A 17267-nucleotide genomic window follows, 5' to 3' on the forward strand; every position below is an offset into this window, starting at 1 on the left:
ATAAGGAGTGAACGGCATGAATACACGTCCATTGGGCAAAACCGGATTTTCCATCGCGCCGCTGGTCTTCGGCGGCAACGTGTTTGGCTGGACCTGCGATGAAAAAACCAGTTTTGCCATTCTTGATGCTTTTGTCGACCACGGCTTTGACGCCATTGATACCGCCGATGTCTATTCCCGCTGGGCGGACGGCAATCAGGGCGGCGAGTCGGAAACCCTGATTGGCCGCTGGCTGCAGGCGCGTCCGGGGATGCGTGATAAGGTCAAAATCTTCACCAAAGTGGGCTCGGATTTAGGGCTGCCCGGGCAAAAAGGGCTGCAGAAAGCCTGGATCCAGCAGGCCGTGGAAAACTCGCTGCGCCGTCTGAACACCGATTATATCGATCTCTACTTTGCCCACTGGCCGGACCCGGAAACCCCCGTTGCCGAGACGCTGAGCGCTTTTCACGCGCTACAGCAGGCGGGGAAAATTCGCGCGACCGGGGCTTCTAATCTGGATGCCCAGCAGCTTTCCGCAGCGCTGGAGGTGGCGCGTAAAGAGGGGCTGCCGGCCTGGCAGGTGCTGCAACCGGAATACAATCTCTATCACCGCGCCGCTTTTGAGGGGGCGCTGTGCGACCTGTGCGTCAGCCGGGAAATTGGCGTTGTCACCTACTACAGCCTCGCCTCCGGCTTCCTGACCGGTAAATACCGCCAGCAGGCCGATCTGGCGCAAAGCCAGCGCGGCAGCGGCATCGGGAAGTATCTCAACCCGCGCGGAATGCGGGTTATCGATACCCTGGAAGAGGTCGCCGCTCAGCACCATGCAAAACCGGGTGAAGTGGCGCTGGCCTGGCTGATGAGTCGGGAAGGGGTGACCGCGCCGATTGCCAGCGCCACCAGCGTGGCCCAGGTCGAAAGCTTTGCCCGCGCCGCTCAGCTGACGCTGAATGCCGCCCAACTGGCGCGGCTGGAGATTGCCAGCGCCTGACGGCGACGTGCCGGAGCCGCCTGGCTCCGGCGCTACGCTCAGGACGCATGGTTCGTCACATTCAGAATCTGTGCGCTGGCCCCGACCGGGAAATTGCTCAGCGCGGCAAAATCGCTTCCCTGATAGCCAAGAATCTTGCCGTCGGTGCGCATCAGTTGCAGATCGATAAGGATAACCCCCAGCGTCGGAATGATTTTCTCGCGCCAGACAAACAGCGTCAGATCGTCCGCCACCTGCACGTAGTGACAGCGATCGACATCCGCCAGACCTTTCTCCACGCCGTCCAGACACTGCCAGGCATAGAAGTTATCGTTGAGATAAATATGCTCATAACGTTCGGTCGGGCTGTAGGTGTACTGGTTACGCATCCCCACCAGCGCGCGGGTGAAGGTCGGCAGCGGCCCCGGCTCGCGGTTCAGACGGGCAAAATGAAAGTGGACGTCGACTGCCGTCAGCGGCAGACCCTGCTCGACGCGGCTGAACGCATCGAGGCGCGCGGCCTGCTCCGTCGGCAGCTGGCCACAGACCAGGGTGGCGTTATTGTCCGTCAGGTTGCATACCGCGCTGATGCTGGCGTTTTCCTTACCGGGATCGAGAAAATCGATCAACAGTACATCGGGGCGAATGGCGGTCACGCGTCCGGCAACGAGCTGCCCGTCCCAGAGCAGGGCGTGGGCATCAACTATCGTCAGCCGATGACAGGCGCCGTCGGCCAAATAAAAGGTCAGGGATGTTCCATCAGATATCGAGGCGGCCGGCAGGACGTTGCCGTGAGGGGCAAAGCCGTCTGCAAGCGCCCCGACCTGAATAAATACGGCTTCTGAAGTCATGTGAGATCCTTGTGGTGTAAAAACGTTAAGCAAATGCCAGCGTCGGGACATCCACCGCGCTGGCACCGCCGTCGGCAACCAGCGTCGCGCCGCTGATAATCGACGCCTGCGGGGAGCAGAGGAACTGGCAGGCGAGGGCAATCTCCTGCGCGCTGGCCGGACGGCGCAGCGGGACGTCGCGACACACCTGCTGATAGGCCTGCTCAAGGTTGATACCCTGCGCGGCCATCAGCGGCTGCATCTCCTCATCGGCCATCGGCGTGGTTACCCAGCCGGGACAAATGGCGTTGGCACGCACCCCTTGCGGGCCATAATCCCGCGCGACTGAACGCATCAGACCGATCGCGGCGTGTTTCGCGGTCACGTAACCACAGGCCTGCGGCCCGGCGGCGAGGGAGGCTATTGAGGCGACAAACAGCACGTTGCCGCGCCGGGCAATCAGCGACGGCAGGCAGGCGCGGACGCTGGCAAACGCGCTGTCGAGATTGCTCTCCAGCGCCGCACGCCACTGCCGATCGCTGGTCTCGACGGCGGCGCCGTTGCCCATGCCGCCCGCGCTACAGATTAAAACGTCGATATGGCCCGCGCGTTCAACAATCGTCGGCAGCAGATGCGTCTGCCACTCATCGCCGCTGGCGGCATCGCCCGCCAGTGCCACGGCGCCGGTCTCTTCCGCCAGCGCTTGCAACGGGGCGAGACGGCGGCCGGTAATGAACACTGTCTCGCCCGCCGCCACCATCAGTCGCGCACAGGCGGCGCCAATCCCGGTACCGCCGCCGGTAATCACTACCACTCGACTCATCGTCTCTCTCCCCAAAAGCGTCTGCTTTGTCCTTTAGATAAGCCTGAACAGCCCGCCTGCTCAGTATTCATCACCAAACCTGTCCGATATCGGCGCCGGGCCGTGCTCGCGCACTCAGCCCCGGTTTATTCTTGCCCGCGTCTCTTTCCGGGCAGCAGAAAATCCTGCGCTTGCCTGGAGAGTTAAGCGCCTGATGAAAATGATTTGCGTCATATTTATCAGGTATAGAGGAGCCGTTTAAAAAGACTATCGTTCTAAAGGACGAGATCGCGGCTGAAAAGCGTGAGAATGTGAACCGGGCGGCGTCAGAACATAAAGTTAATAACTTTTGTTTATGTTTTAACATTATTTCGATAACACAGCGACATGCCGAATAATAATATTTTAAATAACAGTTAGTTAAATAAAATTTTGTAACCGATATCACATTGTTAATATGTTAATGATTGTGTTACTTAAATGTGAAATGTATGCTTCTTGTATCGTTGCTCATCCGCGTTTAACGCACTTTCACCTCGACGGGAGGGATCATGTCTGCTTTATTAAAAGCCAGTCGTAATGATGCGATAATTGCCCGTTGTTTACTGACTATTTCACAGTTAATTCCACTGTCGTCGGCGGTGTTTTATCGGGTCAATGATGGTTTAAAACCAGAACATTATATTTTGCATAACATTTCCGCGAATACGCACCAGCAATATCTGGAGTGTTTTCAGCCGTTAGATCCGTTGCTGCCGTCCCGCTTTAGTCATCAGGCGATTACCATGGCGGCGATGACCCCAGGCGTCTGTGACCGCAACCGTCATTACTATCATGAGTTTATGTTGCCGAATAATGTTCGCGACATGACCGAAGTCTTTATTCGCCGCGACCGGCGGATTATTGCCGGTATCTCCTTAATGCGCGACGTCGCGTTTTCCAGCGAGGAGCGTCTGCGCGCCCAGGCTGTGCTGCCGCTGGTGGAGCTGGCCATCCACGATTGCCTCCAGCAAGAGGATGACCTGCCGGCGATGCTGACGGCGAAAGAGCGTGAAATTGTTGGCATGGTCCGCGAAGGGGCCAGTAATAAGCTGATTGCCCGTCAGCTGGATATTTCTCTCTCCACGGTGAAAACCCACTTACGCAATATTTTTGCCAAGACCGAAGTGGTCAATCGTACCGAGCTTGTTTCCCGAACCTGGATGCCATCCGCTCAGCGCACGCTGCATCTGTAATCTGACTCATCGCATCCCGCGCGCGCCGCTGACCGCGGCGTTTTCCTGATGCCTGACGGTATCACTCCCTGGACTGCTGTCCGGGGGGAGACTTTTTGACTGGAGCACGCACTACGATGTCGAGTACACCTGTTGCCGAAAAGCTTTTATCCCAGCCGTCCGGGCTGGTTTTCACCGCCCGCCTGCTGGCGGCTATCGTCATTTTCGCGGCCGTTGCGCCGGGGATTCTGATGACCGCGCCAGCGGTCGCCGCGCAACTGGCCAGCGAATGGCAGCTGACGCCCGTAGAGATCGGCTATCTTTTCTCCGCCGAACTTGGCGCCATGAGCCTTGCGACGCTGCCGGCATGGTGGTGGATGAGTCGTCTGGACTGGCGCCGCGTGGCCCTGTGCGCCTGCGCGGTCTTTCTGGTGGCGAATCTTATCTCATCGGCGGTCAGTCAGTACGAAACGCTGCTGATCGTCCGCTTCATCGCCTCGCTGGCGGGGGGCACTCTGATGATCCTGTGTATCAGCTGTGCGGCCGGAACGGCCAATCCTTCCCGGGTGTATGCCTTCTGGGTGCTGGGACAGCTGCTGCTGGGCATGGTGGGATTGCTGGTGTTACCGGCGCTGTTTGCCAGCTTCGGCCTGAAGGTGGTGTACCTGATCCTCGCCGCGATCATGCTCTGCTGTCTGCCGCTGGTCCCGGCCTTTCCTTCGCGCTTTCAGCCGATGTCCGCCGCTTCCCGCCAGCCGCCCGCGATCGCGCCGTTACGTAAACTGTGCGCGGTGCTGGCGGTGCTCACTTTTTACATCAGCCTCAGCGCGGTGTGGACGTTTATCGGCACCATCGGCAGCGCGGCGGAATTGAGCGCGGCGCAAATCGGCATGGTGCTGGCGGCCGCGACGGTGTTCGGCATTATCGGCGCGGGCGCAGCCGCGCTGCGCGGTACGCGGCGCCCGGACCGGATACCGGTCTGGCTGGGCTACGGCCTGCTGATCCTCAGCATTGTGCTGCTCCTCAGCCATCCGCTGCTGGTGCGCTTCGCGCTGGCTGCGTTGCTGTTCAAATTCACCTGGACCTTTGTGCTGCCGTTTATTCTCGCGCGGGTTGCCGGGCTGGATAACAACGGTCGCCTGATGAACAGCATCAATCTGGTGATTGGCGGCGGGATGGCGGCCGGTCCGGCGCTGGCCGGGGCGCTGCTACAACGTTTTTCCAGCGCCGATGCGCTGCTTGCGGCGGCAGGCGGCTGCGCGCTGATCTCAGCAGGATTAATTCTGGCGGCCTCGTCCGCCGGGAAGAGTGAGCCAACGGGAGGATAGAGTGAAAAGAAAAACCGGTTTCTTCTTTGATGAACGTTGTTTCTGGCACAGTACCGGGCTGCATGCGGTGACGCTGCCGGTTGGCGGCTGGGTGCAGCCTCCGGCAGGGGGTGGCCATGCGGAATCGCCGGAAACCAAGCGCCGGATGAAAAATCTGATGGATGTCGCGGGCCTGACTGCGCAGCTTCAGCTGCGCGGTGCCGCGGCCGCCAGCGAAGAAGATTTGCGCCGTATTCACCCGGCGCATTATCTGGAGCGCTTTAAGGCAATCAGCGATAGCGGCGGCGGCCTGCTGGGCAAAGAGGCGCCGCTGGGGCCGGGCAGCTATGAAATCGCCTGCCTTTCTGCCGGGCTGGCCTGCGCCGCGGTTGAGGCGGTGCTAAGCGGCGAGCTGGATAATGCCTACTCGCTGTCGCGGCCGCCGGGCCACCACTGCCTGCCGGATCAATCGATGGGCTTCTGCTTTCTCGCTAATATTCCCATTGCCGTGGAGCGGGCGAAGGCGCGGCTCGGGCTGGGGAAAGTGGCGATCCTCGACTGGGATGTGCACCACGGCAACGGTACGCAACATATCTATTTGCAGCGTGACGATGTGCTGACTATCTCGCTGCATCAGGACGGCTGTTTTCCGCCGGGCTATGCCGGAGAGGACGATCGCGGGATCGGCGTCGGCGCTGGCTACAACATCAATGTTCCGCTGATGGCCGGTGCCGGGGACGACGGCTGGCGCTATGCGCTGGAAACGATCGTGCTGCCAGCGCTGGCGCGCTTTGAACCAGAGCTGATTATCGTCGCCTGCGGCTACGATGCCAACGCCATGGACCCGCTGGCGCGAATGCTGCTCCACAGCGACAGCTTCCGCGCCATGACCGAACGGGTGCAGGAGGCGGCCGATCGCCTGTGCGGCGGCAAACTGGTGCTGGTTCATGAAGGGGGCTATGCCGAATCCTATGTGCCGTTCTGCGGGCTGGCGGTGATGGAAGCGTTAAGCGGGGTAAAAACCGAGGTTGAGGATCCGCTGCTGACGTTTATTCAGCAACAGCAGCCGCGTGAGGCCTTTACCCGCTTCCAGCGCCAGGCGATTGATGAACTGGCGCAGCGGTGTGGGCTGAAGTAATCTCCGTCGCTTCTCCGCTATCGATACAGGCGGAGAAGCGCTCTCCTGGGTGGGACTCTGTTTCACTTCTCTTTTATGTCACTTCTCTGTCGCCGTTTGCGCCATCCACTGACCGATCGCCTGATGCAGCATATTCATAACGCTCAACAGCAGCATCCGCTGGTGCTTTTCGAGGCGCAGATAGCGGCGCAGCGGCGGCATTTTGCAGACCACTTCGCTGGCGGCCCACGGCTCAATGCAGCAGCGCCAGCGCTGGTTATCAAGGGTTAAAGAGAAGCGGCGGTAGTCCAGTTCGCTCAATGTCTGCTGTAAACGCGGAAACAGGTTGAGGTAACGGGCGAGGTCGGCGGCCGGTTTCGCCGCCCGGAAGGTCACCGGCTGGCGTTTAAGCCAGCCGGATTGATGGGCGCGAATGTTACCCTCAGCGGGCCGGGTGACCGGCCCCTCGACAACAAATTCGCAGCTGTGAATGCTGGCCATAAACAGCCGTTTCTGGCGAACGCTGAAGGTGACGTCGGTGGTGGCGTTCAGGTGCAGCACCGCACTGCGCTCGCTGAGCTTTTCGCTGTCCCAGCCGGCTAAATCGCGCTGCACCGCATTCATCAGCGGCGTACTAAATGAGGGGACGGAGGGCATCTGGCGTCATCTCCCCTTGGTTCTGTTTCTCATAGTTGCCAATCGCGCGTTCCACCACCTCTTCAACCGGTACCGGGCGGAACGGGTTGACCCGCTGGACGCACACCGTCCAGAAGAGGGCATAGGCGGCGGTCAGGCCGAGCATGATGCCGAACGGCACCAGCACTTCGCGCTTGTCCATCCCCGGCGGGGTGATATTGATGATGGCGATAATAATCCCGACGCTGGAGATAATCTGCGGCAGCGGGAACCACGGCGAGCGGTAGGCGCGGGGCAGGTCCGGACGACGAATACGCAGCAGCACCACCGAGAGGGTCACCAGCAGATAGGCGACGCCCCAGGCGCAGACGGCGGCAAGGATCAGCGGCACGATACGATCGATATTGCCGTTCAGATACCAGGCGTGCAGGCAGGGAATCGCCACGCCAATGGCAATGGCGATAACCGGCGTTTTGAAGCGCGGGTGCAGCCAGGTCAGGAAGCGCGGGAGCGCGCCATCCAGCGCCATGCCGTAGATAATCCGCGGGACGGCGGCCATCAGAGTATTAATGGTCGCGCAGCCCGCCAGCAGCAGGCCGACGCCCAGCCAGTACTGTCCGGCGTGGCCCATCACCCGTTCGGCGAAGGCCGGAATGGCCATCGGCGTATCCAGCAGATGGACATTGTTGGCCGCGTCCAGCACCACGTTCTCGACCTGGCGGTTGATGGCCGCGCCATAGATAAACATACAGCTTGCGACGCCCAGCAGGCCCAGCGCCATCGCACGCGGAATGGTCCGGTGCGCCTGTTTGATCTCCGGGGCCATGGGGGTGACCAGCTCGCAGCCGACGAACATAAACATCGCCATGCCGATATAGCCAAACAGGCCCGAGAGATCGCTGACGTTAAGCGGCGTGCCGAACCAGCCGGAGAGGTGGGTCACCGGCGCCATAAAAATCCCGCACAGGCCGAAGATGGTCAGCGTGCTCCACATCCCGAAGGTCAGTACCACTTCAACCTTACCGAAGATCTCGACGCCAATAGCGTTCAGCAGGCCGAACACCACCACCATCCCGACGCCGACCATCCAGGTATTCTGATGAGCGGCCATCTGGCTGCTGATGGACTCGAAGTTCACCAGCGCCATCACCCCGGCGAGAATGGTTTCCGCGGTGCCGGCAAAAATATGTACAATCAGATAGGCGCACAGCGCACCGGTAATGGCGAAAAAGCGCCCCATGCCGCAGGCGATATAGTCATATACCGAGCCGGTAGTGGGGATCAGCGTCGCCGCTTCGGCAAAGGTGGTGACCTGCGCCTGCATCATGATAAACGCCAGCAGTACCGCCAGCGCGAAGGTATCGCCACCCATACCGAAACCGCTGGTCACGGTCAGGATAACCGGGCTGGCCATAATCAGTCCGACGGAGCTGGCGAGGGTAGTAGGAAAGCCGACGACGCCGCGTTCAAGATGGCCGGCGAGTCTTTTACTGAACATAGTCAACCTCTGCACAAGAGTGGTTAGGGCAGGGAGTGGCTGGAAGTGAATAGCCATTCCGGATAGTCATAATTTAGGTTGGCATCCGGCTCAATGAATATCGTCCTGAAGGTGGAGAACGGCGGGTGAATCTGTGATCGGGTGCATGAATACAATCCCCGCCGCCGGGCACCGGGGATTGTCTGCGTTTATTAGCGGCTTTCGACGTTCGCCAGGTAGTGTTTGACGAAACGCGGGGTGAGAATTTTCCACTCCACTTCGGTGCCCTGTTTCACAAACCAGCTGTCGCCCGGGGAGAAACGCTGCGGCTGGCCGCCCGATACGGTCAGCTCCACTTCGCCTTCCAGTACGGTGGCGTGTTCGGTAAACGGATAGGTCATGGTGAAACTCCCCTGAGTCGATGAAAACAGCCCGCAGGTAAAGGCGTCCTGCGGTTCGCCGTAAACCATAGCGCCCGCTACCTGCGGATCGCCTTCGGTTGGCGTTGCGCCCAGCAGGCTGACGCTGCCGATAGGCTGCAGTTCAGGAACCGGTTGATCGAGTTTGAATGCTTGCATGATGTTCTCCTGGTTAACTCCGGCCTTTCCAGTAGCCGGCGGTTTGATGCATGAGTTTTCCGGCGGTGACCAGCAGCAGACGCAGGCTGTCACGACCGTGGATTGTCGCGTGGGGAATACTGCTCATCAGGCGGTAACGATCTGAGCCGCCGTTAATGCCTTCGGCGAGAATTTTGCACACGATATGCGAGGGGGTAACGCCAAACCCGGAATACCCCTGGACGTAAAAGACGTTATTGCGATCGCGCAGGGTGCCGATTTGCGGGAACAGGTTCGCGCTACAGGCCATCGGGCCGCCCCAGGCGAAGTCGATTTTGACATCCTTAAGATAGGGGAACACTTCCGCCAGCAGCGTGCGGTTCCAGGCAGCAAAATCGTTCGGCGTATATTCAAGGTAGCGCGTGGCGCTGCCGAACAGCAGGCGGTTTTCCCGGGTAATGCGGTAGTAGTTGATGACCGGGCGAATATCGCTGAAGGCGCCGCGCAGCGGGCTGATACGTTCGATCAGCTCATCGGAAAGGGGTTCCGTTGAGACCTGATAAGAGTAGGTCACCAGCGTCTTGTTGTAGATCTCCGGCTCCAGATTATTGAGAAAGCTGTCGCAGGCCCACAGCAGCTTAGCCGCCTTCACGCTGCCCATCGCCGTGCGAACCCGCACCTCTTTGCCGTAATTCACCTCAACGACCGGAGAGGATTCGAAAATTTTCACCCCTAATGAGTGGGCCGCTTTTGCCGAGCCCAGCAGCATATTCAGAGAGTGGATCTGTCCGCCGCCCATATGCTTGAGCGCGCCGCAGTAGACGTCGGAGCCCACGATTTGCTGCACATCGCTGCCGGTATAGAGCGCGATATCCTCATCCGGAGTGGCGGCCTTAAACTCTTTTTCCCACTGACGCAGGGTCTTCAGCTGACGCTGGTTGTAGGCCAGATAGCCGTAGCCCGCAACAAAGTCGGCATCGATATTGTATTTCTTAATCCGTTCGCGAATGATTCCGGCGCCAAGGTTCGAGATTTTAAACAGCGTCTCCAGCCCCTCTTTACCCACGTGTTTTTTCACCGCTTCGATGTCGTGACCAATGCCGGCCATGACCTGGCCGCCGTTGCGGCCGGTGCCGCCGTAGCCTAAATGACGGGCTTCGAGTACCACCACATTGGTAATGCCCTGTTCTGCCAGCTCCAGCGCAGTGTTGATACCGGAAAAGCCGCCGCCGATGATCACCACATCGGCTTCAATATCATCCTGCAGCGCCGGAAAATGCAGCTGATATTTTTTGGTGGCGCCGTAGTAGTTCAGCGCATCGATTTTGATATTCATAGCGTTACCCTGTCTGTCTCGCCTGGCTAAGACCTCCATCACAGCATGGCGGCGGGGCGCTGAATATCGTCCGAAAGAATGACGTTCTTTAGAACGATAGGCAGCCTGTTTCCGGCGTGATGTGATGGGGAACATTTCCTGCAACAACGGGTGCCACCGATGAGCGACGTGACCTTACTTGCTGAAGTAACAGCTTTTTTACGCCAACCGCACGGGCAGTTTATTGCCGGAGAGGCTTTGCCCGGCAACGGACCGACGCTGGCGGTGATAAACCCCGCCACCGGCAAAGCGATTGCCGAAGTGACGGCGGCGGACGTCGGGCAGGCGGATTTGGCGATGGCCAGCGCCAGCCAGGCGTTTGACGGCTGGCGCGCGATGCCGACCCTGCAGCGCGGCACGCTGCTGCTCAGGCTGGCCGATCTGCTGGCCAGCCATCGTGAGGAGCTGGCGCAGCTGGAGAGCCTGTGCTCCGGGAAAACCATCGGCCTGGCGCGAATGCTTGAGCTGGATCAGTCGGTGGCGTTCCTGCGCTACTTTGCCGGCTGGGCAGGCAAGGTCACCGGCGAAACGCTGGATGTCTCGCTCCCGTCAATGGCCGGAGAGCAGTACACGGCCTTTACTCGCCGCCAGCCGGTTGGCGTAGTGGTAGGGATAGTGCCGTGGAACTTCTCGATAATGATCGCCATCTGGAAGCTGGCGGCGGCGCTGGTGTGCGGCTGTACCATCGTGATAAAGCCGAGCGAATATACGCCGCTGACGCTGCTGCGGGTTGCGGAGCTGGCGAAAGAGGCGGGGATCCCGGACGGGGTGATTAACGTGGTGAACGGCGCGGGCGGCGACATCGCCCAGCGACTGATCGCCCACCCGGCCTGCGCCAAGGTCAGCTTCACCGGTTCGGTGGCGACCGGCGAGAAAGTTCAGCAGTCGGCGATCGGCGCCGGAAAACGCGTCACCCTCGAACTGGGGGGCAAAAACGCCGCGCTGTTTCTCGACGATCTCACCCCCGAGGCGATGGCGGACGGCATTATCGAAGCGGGATATCTGAATCAGGGGCAAATCTGCGCCGCCGCCGAGCGCTTTTATCTGCCGCAGGGCAAGCTGGATGCGGTGCTGGAAATACTGAAACAGCGCCTGTCAGCGCTACGCCCCGGCTCGCCGCTGGATGAGCAGACGCTGATGGGGCCGCTGGCTAATCGGGTGCAGTTTGAGAAAGTACTGCAGCTGATTGAGAAGGCGCGGGAAGAGGGGGACACCATCGTGTGCGGCGGCGAAGCGCTGCCCGGCGACGGCTATTTTGTCCTGCCGACGGCGGTGAAGGTGCGGAGCGAAAACAGCACGCTGATGCAGGAGGAGACCTTCGGTCCGGTGTGCAGTTTTATCGGCTACCAAAGTGAAGAGGAGGCGCTGTCCCGCATTAACGCTTCGCCATTTGGCCTGGCCGCCAGCGTCTGGTCGGAGAATATCCGCAAGGCGCTGCGCTATTCCGGGGCGATTAACGCCGGGATCGTCTGGGTGAATATGCATACCTTCCTCGATCCGGCGGTGCCGTTTGGCGGCATGAAAGGCTCGGGGATTGGCCGCGAGTTCGGCAGCGCCTTTATCGATGATTACACCGAACTGAAATCGGTGATGGTGCGCTATTAGTCCGGCGTAACTGGCCGGGATTGTTGGCCGCTCATCCCATGTCAGGCCGCGCTCTGCGCCGGGCGCGGCCGGTTTATTTGCCGTCTCCCATCCGGCTGGCGGCACCCATTGCCGCGCAATCAACGCATCTGCAGCTTGAAGTCGGGCGAGCAGAAGTGTTAAAAGGTGCCCCTTCATCAACACTCACAGGGGAAAGACGTGAAAGACGCGTCAACGCAGTCAGATGCCACAGCGGAGAGCGGCCCGACGCTTCATCGCGGTTTACAGAACCGACATATCCAGCTCATCGCTCTCGGCGGCGCTATCGGTACCGGCCTGTTTCTCGGGATCGGACCGGCGATTCAGATGGCCGGTCCGGCGGTCCTGATCGGCTATGCCATCGCCGGGATCGTCGCTTTTCTGATCATGCGCCAGCTTGGCGAAATGGTGGTCGAAGAGCCTGTATCCGGCTCCTTTGCCCACTTCGCGTATAAATACTGGGGGCCGTTTGCCGGTTTTCTCTCCGGCTGGAACTACTGGGTGATGTTTGTGCTGGTGGGAATGGCAGAACTGACCGCCGCTGGCATCTATATGCAGTACTGGCTGCCGGATGTGCCAACCTGGGTCTGGGCGGCGGCCTTCTTTATCATCATCAACGCCGTAAACCTCGTAAACGTTCGCCTGTATGGCGAGGCGGAGTTCTGGTTTGCCTTAATTAAAGTGCTGGCGATTATCGGCATGATTGGCTTTGGCCTGTGGATGCTGTTTGGCGGCCACGGCGGCAGCAAAGCCGGATTTGACAACCTGTGGCGCCACGGCGGCTTCTTTGCCACTGGCTGGCATGGCCTGGTGATGTCCCTGGCGGTAATTATGTTCTCCTTCGGTGGCCTGGAGCTGATTGGCATTACCGCCGCCGAAGCGCAAGATCCGCAAAAGAGCATTCCGAAGGCGGTAAACCAGGTGGTGTACCGTATTCTGCTGTTTTATATCGGTTCGCTGGTGGTGCTGCTGGCGCTCTATCCGTGGCTGGAAATCAAGTCTGACAGCAGCCCGTTTGTGATGATTTTCCATAATCTTGACAGTAACGTGGTGGCTTCTGCACTAAACTTTGTCATTCTGGTAGCATCGCTGTCGGTCTACAACAGCGGCGTATACTCCAACAGCCGCATGCTGTTCGGCCTGTCGGTACAGGGCAATGCGCCGAAGTTTCTGGCCCGTGTCAGCAAACGCGGCGTGCCGGTCAATTCGCTGCTCCTCTCCGGGGTGATAACCTCGCTGGTCGTGCTGCTGAACTATCTGCTGCCGCAGAAAGCGCTGGGTCTGCTGATGGCGCTGGTGGTGGCGACGCTGCTGCTGAACTGGATAATGATCTGCATGGCGCACCTGAAGTTCCGCGCGGCCCAGCGTCGCAAAGGGCGCGAGCCGAAGTTCAAAGCGCTGCTGGCGCCCGGTGGCAACTACCTCTGTATCGCCTTCCTCGCGCTGATTCTGCTGCTGATGTGCACCATCGACGGCATGCGTCTGTCGGCCATCCTGCTGCCGGTATGGATCCTGTTCCTGTTTATTGTCTTTAAGCTGCTGCGCCGCCCGGCGTAATGCCTCCTTGCCCCGGCCTTCGCCGGGGCAGTCCGCCTTTTCTTGCAATCGTCTTCGCGCTTAGCGTATTTTGCGCAGGAGCTTCTTTTTGTAATCGATTGCGTTTTTGAGGGAAGACAACATGGCATCAACGACGTAAGGGCGTGAAGCGCTGGCGTGCGGCACCGGTTTCTGGTGCCGCGCCATGGCTTATTTCACGCCGAGATACCCGTCGAGATAGGTGGCGGAAAGCTCGTTACCGAACAGCAGTGCGTCCTTCTTCTCCATGTCATTATTCCAGGTATCGCTGGCATTGCCGGTAAAGGTGTGTTGTGAGCGGGTCCCCTTCAGGGCCTGTTGTTTAATGGCATCGGCGTTACGTCGGGCATCGCTTTCGCTGACGCCGGCGCGGCGGTCCTGTTTGCCGCGGTTGTAGATTTCGCTGAAGGTCGGCAGATTTAAGCGATAATTTTCCTGGCGGTTTACGGCAAAATTACCGCCGACAAAATCAGAACGATGGGCGACAAAATAGTATGCATGGCGCTCCGGCGATGGTTTTGAGGCGGTGCAGCCGCTGAGGGCGGTGAGAGAACAGCTGAGGACAAGCAGTGCGACTCGAATCTTCATTGATGACATCATCCCTAACCTATTGATAATAAAATTTATAATTTTTGGCGTCTGAGCGCGGCGCTTATTTTACCCGCAAAATAATCGCGCTTAACAGCTGGGGAAAATAGCCCTGATAATTGATAGTTTTCTATGGCAATAGTCAGGACCGCCTGCGGCCCTGCGCGCGATTGCGCAGGCCGGACTGCGGGTGCCGGACGATATTGCGGTGATGGGGTTTGACGACACGGAGCTGGCGGAGATGGTCTCGCCACAGCTGACCCCCGTGGAACAGCCGTCGCGCGACATTGGCCGCACGGCGGTGACCCTGCTGCTGCAAAAAATCGACAACCCGGATGCCACCGCCGAACGGGTGATGATGGACTGGCGCATTATTGCTCGCGCCAGTGCCTGAGCCTTACCGGTGATTTACCGCCGCCAGCGAACGAATATCGTTGCCGGTCGGCGACTGGTGGATACGCAGCCCGAACTCGTCAACCACGGCGAAAATATGGTCAAAAATATCCGCCTGGATGCTCTCATACTCTGCCCACACCACGGTGCTGGTGAAACAGTAGATCTCAATCGGCAGGCCGTTGGCGTCCGGCGCCAGCTGGCGCACCATCATCGTCATATCTTTGCGCAGCCGCGGGTGGTTGCGCAGATACTCCTGCAAATAGGCGCGGAAAGTGCCGATATTGGTCATCTTGCGCAGGTTCAGCACCGAATGGTCGGCGGCGTTTTGCTGGTTCCACTCGCTAATTTCCTGATAACGCGAGTCCATATAGGGCTTAAGCAATCGGGCCTGAATTAAGCGCTGCTGCTCCCGCTCATCGAGAAAATGAATACTGGTGGTATCAATATTCAGGCTGCGCTTAATGCGACGCCCGCCGGAGGCGGACATCCCGCTCCAGTTTTTAAACGAGTCGGACACCAGCGACCAGGTGGGGATCGTGGTGATGGTGTTGTCCCAGTTGCGGACTTTCACCGTGGTGAGGCCAATATCGATCACCGCGCCGTCGGCGCCGTATTTCGGCATTTCCAGCCAGTCACCGAGCTTGAGCATATCGTTGGCGGAGAGCTGAATACCGGCGACCAGACCGAGGATCGGGTCCTTAAATACCAGCATCAGTACCGCAGCCATGGCGCCGAGGCCGCTTATCAAAATTGCCGGCGACTGGCCAATCAGCAACGAGATAACCAGGATGCCGATAATAATCGCGCTGACCAGCTTAATGCCCTGGAATATTCCCTTCAGCGGCAGCTGGGATGCGGTGGCGAATTTTTGCGATAAATTGAAGACCACATCGAGCAGTGAAAAGAAAGACAGCAGGGCATAGATCATGACCCACAGCTGGGCGCAGGTGGTTAATATATTGGCGGCTTCACTGCCTTTTTGCAGCCACAACACCGCCTGCACATTGACGATAATCCCCTGCAGGGTAAAGGCCAGCCGGTGAAACAGTTTGTTCTGGGTGATGATTTGCAGCCACAAATGGCTGCTGGCCTGCGCGCGTTTTTCGAAGGCGCGCAGCACGCCTTTATGCAAAATAAAATGCACGACAATGGCGGTCAGAAAAATAATGCCAAAGATAATAATGAGCGAAGTGGTGGGGGTAATTTCGATGCCTAAGGCGGCAATGTGTGAGATTAATTCCTGCATAACGTCTCCTGTACATCCAGCGGTAATGATGACCGCTGGATGTATATTATGCAAATCAGGCGTTATGCCAATGTGGATTACGAGACGGTCGCTACCGGGTGAATATTGAGGTGATGGCGCAGCCACAGGGCAATCGCGCCTAAGAGCAGCATCATTGCTACCTCCACGGCGAGGAAATCGATCAGCGCCTGCGGATAGTTGCCGCCGCCGTGGCGGGCGAGGGTTAAAAACAGCGAGCCGAGGATCGCCGGGCCTAATCCCAGCGTCGCCTGCTGCAGGGTGCTGAGAATGGCGCTTCCGGCACCGGCATCGCTGGCGCTGATATCGCGCATGCCAATACGATAAAAACTGTTAACGATCAGCGCCTGGCCGTAGCCGATAAGCGCGGTAGACGGCACCATCGCCAGCGGCGAGGTGTGAGCGCCGAAGTGGCTGAAGGTCGCCATCAGCAGCAGCAGGCCGGCTATCTGCACCACCAGCCCAATCAGCAGAATACGTCCCATGCTGTAGCGGGCAATCAGCCTCGGCGCGTACAGCGCGGAGAGAAAATAGGCCACGCCGAGGGCGATAAAGCTGTTGCCTGACTGCCAGGGCGCCATGCCGAGACCGGCCTGCATGGTCAGCGCCATGCAGAACATGAAGCCGGACCAGGCGCTGAAGAACAGCAGGGCGATAGCCATGCCAAAGCGAATGCTGGTGAGCTTCAGCAGTCGGGGCGGCAATAGCGGCTGTTCGCCGCGCTGCTGCTTACGCAACGCGCTTACCCGCATCCAGAAAAGCAGCGGCAGTATGGCGACCAGCAAAAGGCGCAGCGCCCACGGCCAGTGAAGTTCCGGACCCAGCGCCATCGGAAACAGCAGGCAGCAGAGGATCAGCGCCAGGCTGACGGTGCCCTGCCAGTCGATAGCCGAATGGGCATCGCGACGGGTTTCCGGGACATAGCGGGGGCTAAGCGCCAGCACCAGCAGACAGATGGGGACATTGATAAAGAACGCGTTGCGCCAGCCCAGCCCGGCGATATCCGCCGACACCAGCCAGCCGCCGCCCATCTGCCCGACGATAAAAGCAATCCCGCCAATCCCGCCATACAGACTGATGGCGCGCGCATGGGCAGTGCCTTTCAATGTCACATGCAGGGTAGTGAGGATTTGCGGCACGATCAGCGCCGCGCCTGCCCCCTGCAGCGTGCGGGCCGCCAGTAGCCCGCCGATGGAGTTGGCCATGCCGCACAGCAAAGAGGCGAGGCCAAAAAGCGCGACCCCCCACATAAACAGACGGCGGCGGCCGTAGTTATCGCCCAGCTTGCTGCCCATCGCCAGGCACACCGCAAAAGAGACGCCGTAGAGGGCGACGATCAGCTCCAGTTGGGTGGCGCTGGCATCCAGCGAATGGGTGATGGAGTCCAGCGCCACGTTGGTAATTGAGGTGTCGATCAGCGGCAGCATCTGGCCGGTCAACAGAAGCAGTAAACCGGCGCGGCCGGGTGAAACAGCAGACGAATTCATCGGATCTCTCCATTGCGTCATTCAGCGGATAGCCGTAGCATTACCGATAAATTAAACGGGTACCAGTTCC

The 17267-nt window shown here is 59.3% G+C and carries 15 protein-coding genes and 1 pseudogene; 7 read left to right on the forward strand and 9 right to left on the reverse strand.

Annotation, left to right across the window (positions count from 1 at the left end; genetic code table 11):
- Positions 1-16 precede the first annotated feature (16 nt).
- Positions 17-970, forward strand: coding sequence for an aldo/keto reductase (locus FNY10_RS01565; RefSeq protein ID WP_160702087.1), 954 nt, complete (start codon positions 17-19; stop codon positions 968-970).
- A 38-nt stretch (positions 971-1008) separates the two neighbouring features.
- On the opposite strand, the gene FNY10_RS01570 is transcribed toward FNY10_RS01565, so the two are convergent.
- Complete coding sequence (locus FNY10_RS01570) at positions 1009-1800, reverse strand: MoaF C-terminal domain-containing protein (RefSeq protein WP_141965153.1); 792 nt, start codon at positions 1798-1800, stop codon at positions 1009-1011.
- Between the two features lie 25 nt (positions 1801-1825).
- Positions 1826-2602 (reverse strand): SDR family NAD(P)-dependent oxidoreductase, encoded by a 777-nt coding sequence (locus FNY10_RS01575; RefSeq protein ID WP_131047582.1) that lies wholly within the window; start codon positions 2600-2602, stop codon positions 1826-1828.
- A 530-nt stretch (positions 2603-3132) separates the two neighbouring features.
- On the opposite strand from FNY10_RS01575, the gene FNY10_RS01580 reads away from it, so the two are divergent.
- The 3 genes from FNY10_RS01580 to FNY10_RS01590 all read left to right on the forward strand — a co-directional run bounded on the left by FNY10_RS01580 (position 3133) and on the right by FNY10_RS01590 (position 6240).
- On the forward strand, positions 3133-3816 hold the full coding sequence (locus tag FNY10_RS01580; protein WP_131047583.1) for a helix-turn-helix transcriptional regulator: 684 nt from the start codon (positions 3133-3135) through the stop codon (positions 3814-3816).
- Positions 3817-3932: 116 nt separating this feature from the next.
- Positions 3933-5123, forward strand: a complete 1191-nt coding sequence (locus FNY10_RS01585; protein WP_160702085.1) for an MFS transporter — start codon at positions 3933-3935, stop codon at positions 5121-5123.
- 1 nt (position 5124) lies between these two features.
- Complete coding sequence (locus FNY10_RS01590) at positions 5125-6240, forward strand: class II histone deacetylase (RefSeq protein WP_100686143.1); 1116 nt, start codon at positions 5125-5127, stop codon at positions 6238-6240.
- Positions 6241-6318: 78 nt separating this feature from the next.
- On the opposite strand, the gene FNY10_RS01595 is transcribed toward FNY10_RS01590, so the two are convergent.
- The 4 genes from FNY10_RS01595 to FNY10_RS01610 all read right to left on the reverse strand — a co-directional run bounded on the left by FNY10_RS01595 (position 6319) and on the right by FNY10_RS01610 (position 10225).
- Positions 6319-6876: a DUF3156 family protein gene (locus FNY10_RS01595; RefSeq protein WP_160702083.1), complete on the reverse strand. Its 558-nt coding sequence runs from the start codon at positions 6874-6876 to the stop codon at positions 6319-6321.
- Positions 6854-8353: an APC family permease gene (locus FNY10_RS01600; RefSeq protein ID WP_160702081.1), complete on the reverse strand. Its 1500-nt coding sequence runs from the start codon at positions 8351-8353 to the stop codon at positions 6854-6856. The genes FNY10_RS01595 and FNY10_RS01600 overlap by 23 nt, the downstream gene beginning before the upstream one ends.
- A gap of 191 nt (positions 8354-8544) precedes the next feature.
- Positions 8545-8910 carry a cupin domain-containing protein gene (locus tag FNY10_RS01605; protein ID WP_100686146.1) on the reverse strand — a complete coding sequence of 122 codons (366 nt, stop codon included), beginning with the start codon at positions 8908-8910 and terminating at the stop codon, positions 8545-8547.
- 13 nt (positions 8911-8923) lie between these two features.
- A complete protein-coding gene (locus tag FNY10_RS01610; RefSeq protein ID WP_100686147.1) occupies positions 8924-10225 on the reverse strand; it encodes an NAD(P)/FAD-dependent oxidoreductase in 1302 nt (433 codons plus the stop codon).
- A gap of 159 nt (positions 10226-10384) precedes the next feature.
- Between FNY10_RS01610 and FNY10_RS01615 the strand changes: the two genes are divergently transcribed.
- Together FNY10_RS01615 and pheP are read left to right on the forward strand one after the other, a co-directional pair.
- Positions 10385-11869 (forward strand): aldehyde dehydrogenase family protein, encoded by a 1485-nt coding sequence (locus tag FNY10_RS01615; protein ID WP_160702079.1) that lies wholly within the window; start codon positions 10385-10387, stop codon positions 11867-11869.
- A 198-nt stretch (positions 11870-12067) separates the two neighbouring features.
- Positions 12068-13444 carry a phenylalanine transporter gene (gene pheP / locus FNY10_RS01620; protein ID WP_100686149.1) on the forward strand — a complete coding sequence of 459 codons (1377 nt, stop codon included), beginning with the start codon at positions 12068-12070 and terminating at the stop codon, positions 13442-13444.
- A gap of 189 nt (positions 13445-13633) precedes the next feature.
- Here the strand turns inward: pheP and FNY10_RS01625 are convergent, their stop codons facing one another.
- Positions 13634-14050, reverse strand: a complete 417-nt coding sequence (locus tag FNY10_RS01625; RefSeq protein WP_131047588.1) for an Exc2 family lipoprotein — start codon at positions 14048-14050, stop codon at positions 13634-13636.
- A gap of 157 nt (positions 14051-14207) precedes the next feature.
- On the opposite strand from FNY10_RS01625, the pseudogene FNY10_RS01630 reads away from it, so the two are divergent.
- Positions 14208-14444, forward strand: a pseudogene (locus FNY10_RS01630) (substrate-binding domain-containing protein); the annotation flags it as partial.
- A gap of 3 nt (positions 14445-14447) precedes the next feature.
- On the opposite strand, the gene FNY10_RS01635 reads toward FNY10_RS01630, so the two are convergent.
- Both FNY10_RS01635 and FNY10_RS01640 read right to left on the reverse strand, forming a co-directional pair.
- A complete protein-coding gene (locus FNY10_RS01635; RefSeq protein WP_100686151.1) occupies positions 14448-15692 on the reverse strand; it encodes a mechanosensitive ion channel family protein in 1245 nt (414 codons plus the stop codon).
- Between the two features lie 77 nt (positions 15693-15769).
- On the reverse strand, positions 15770-17197 hold the full coding sequence (locus FNY10_RS01640; RefSeq protein ID WP_160702077.1) for an MFS transporter: 1428 nt from the start codon (positions 17195-17197) through the stop codon (positions 15770-15772).
- Positions 17198-17267: the final 70 nt, after the last annotated feature.

The organism is Klebsiella sp. Lac1 (assembly GCF_009825425.1).
Lineage (GTDB): Bacteria > Pseudomonadota > Gammaproteobacteria > Enterobacterales > Enterobacteriaceae > Klebsiella > Klebsiella electrica.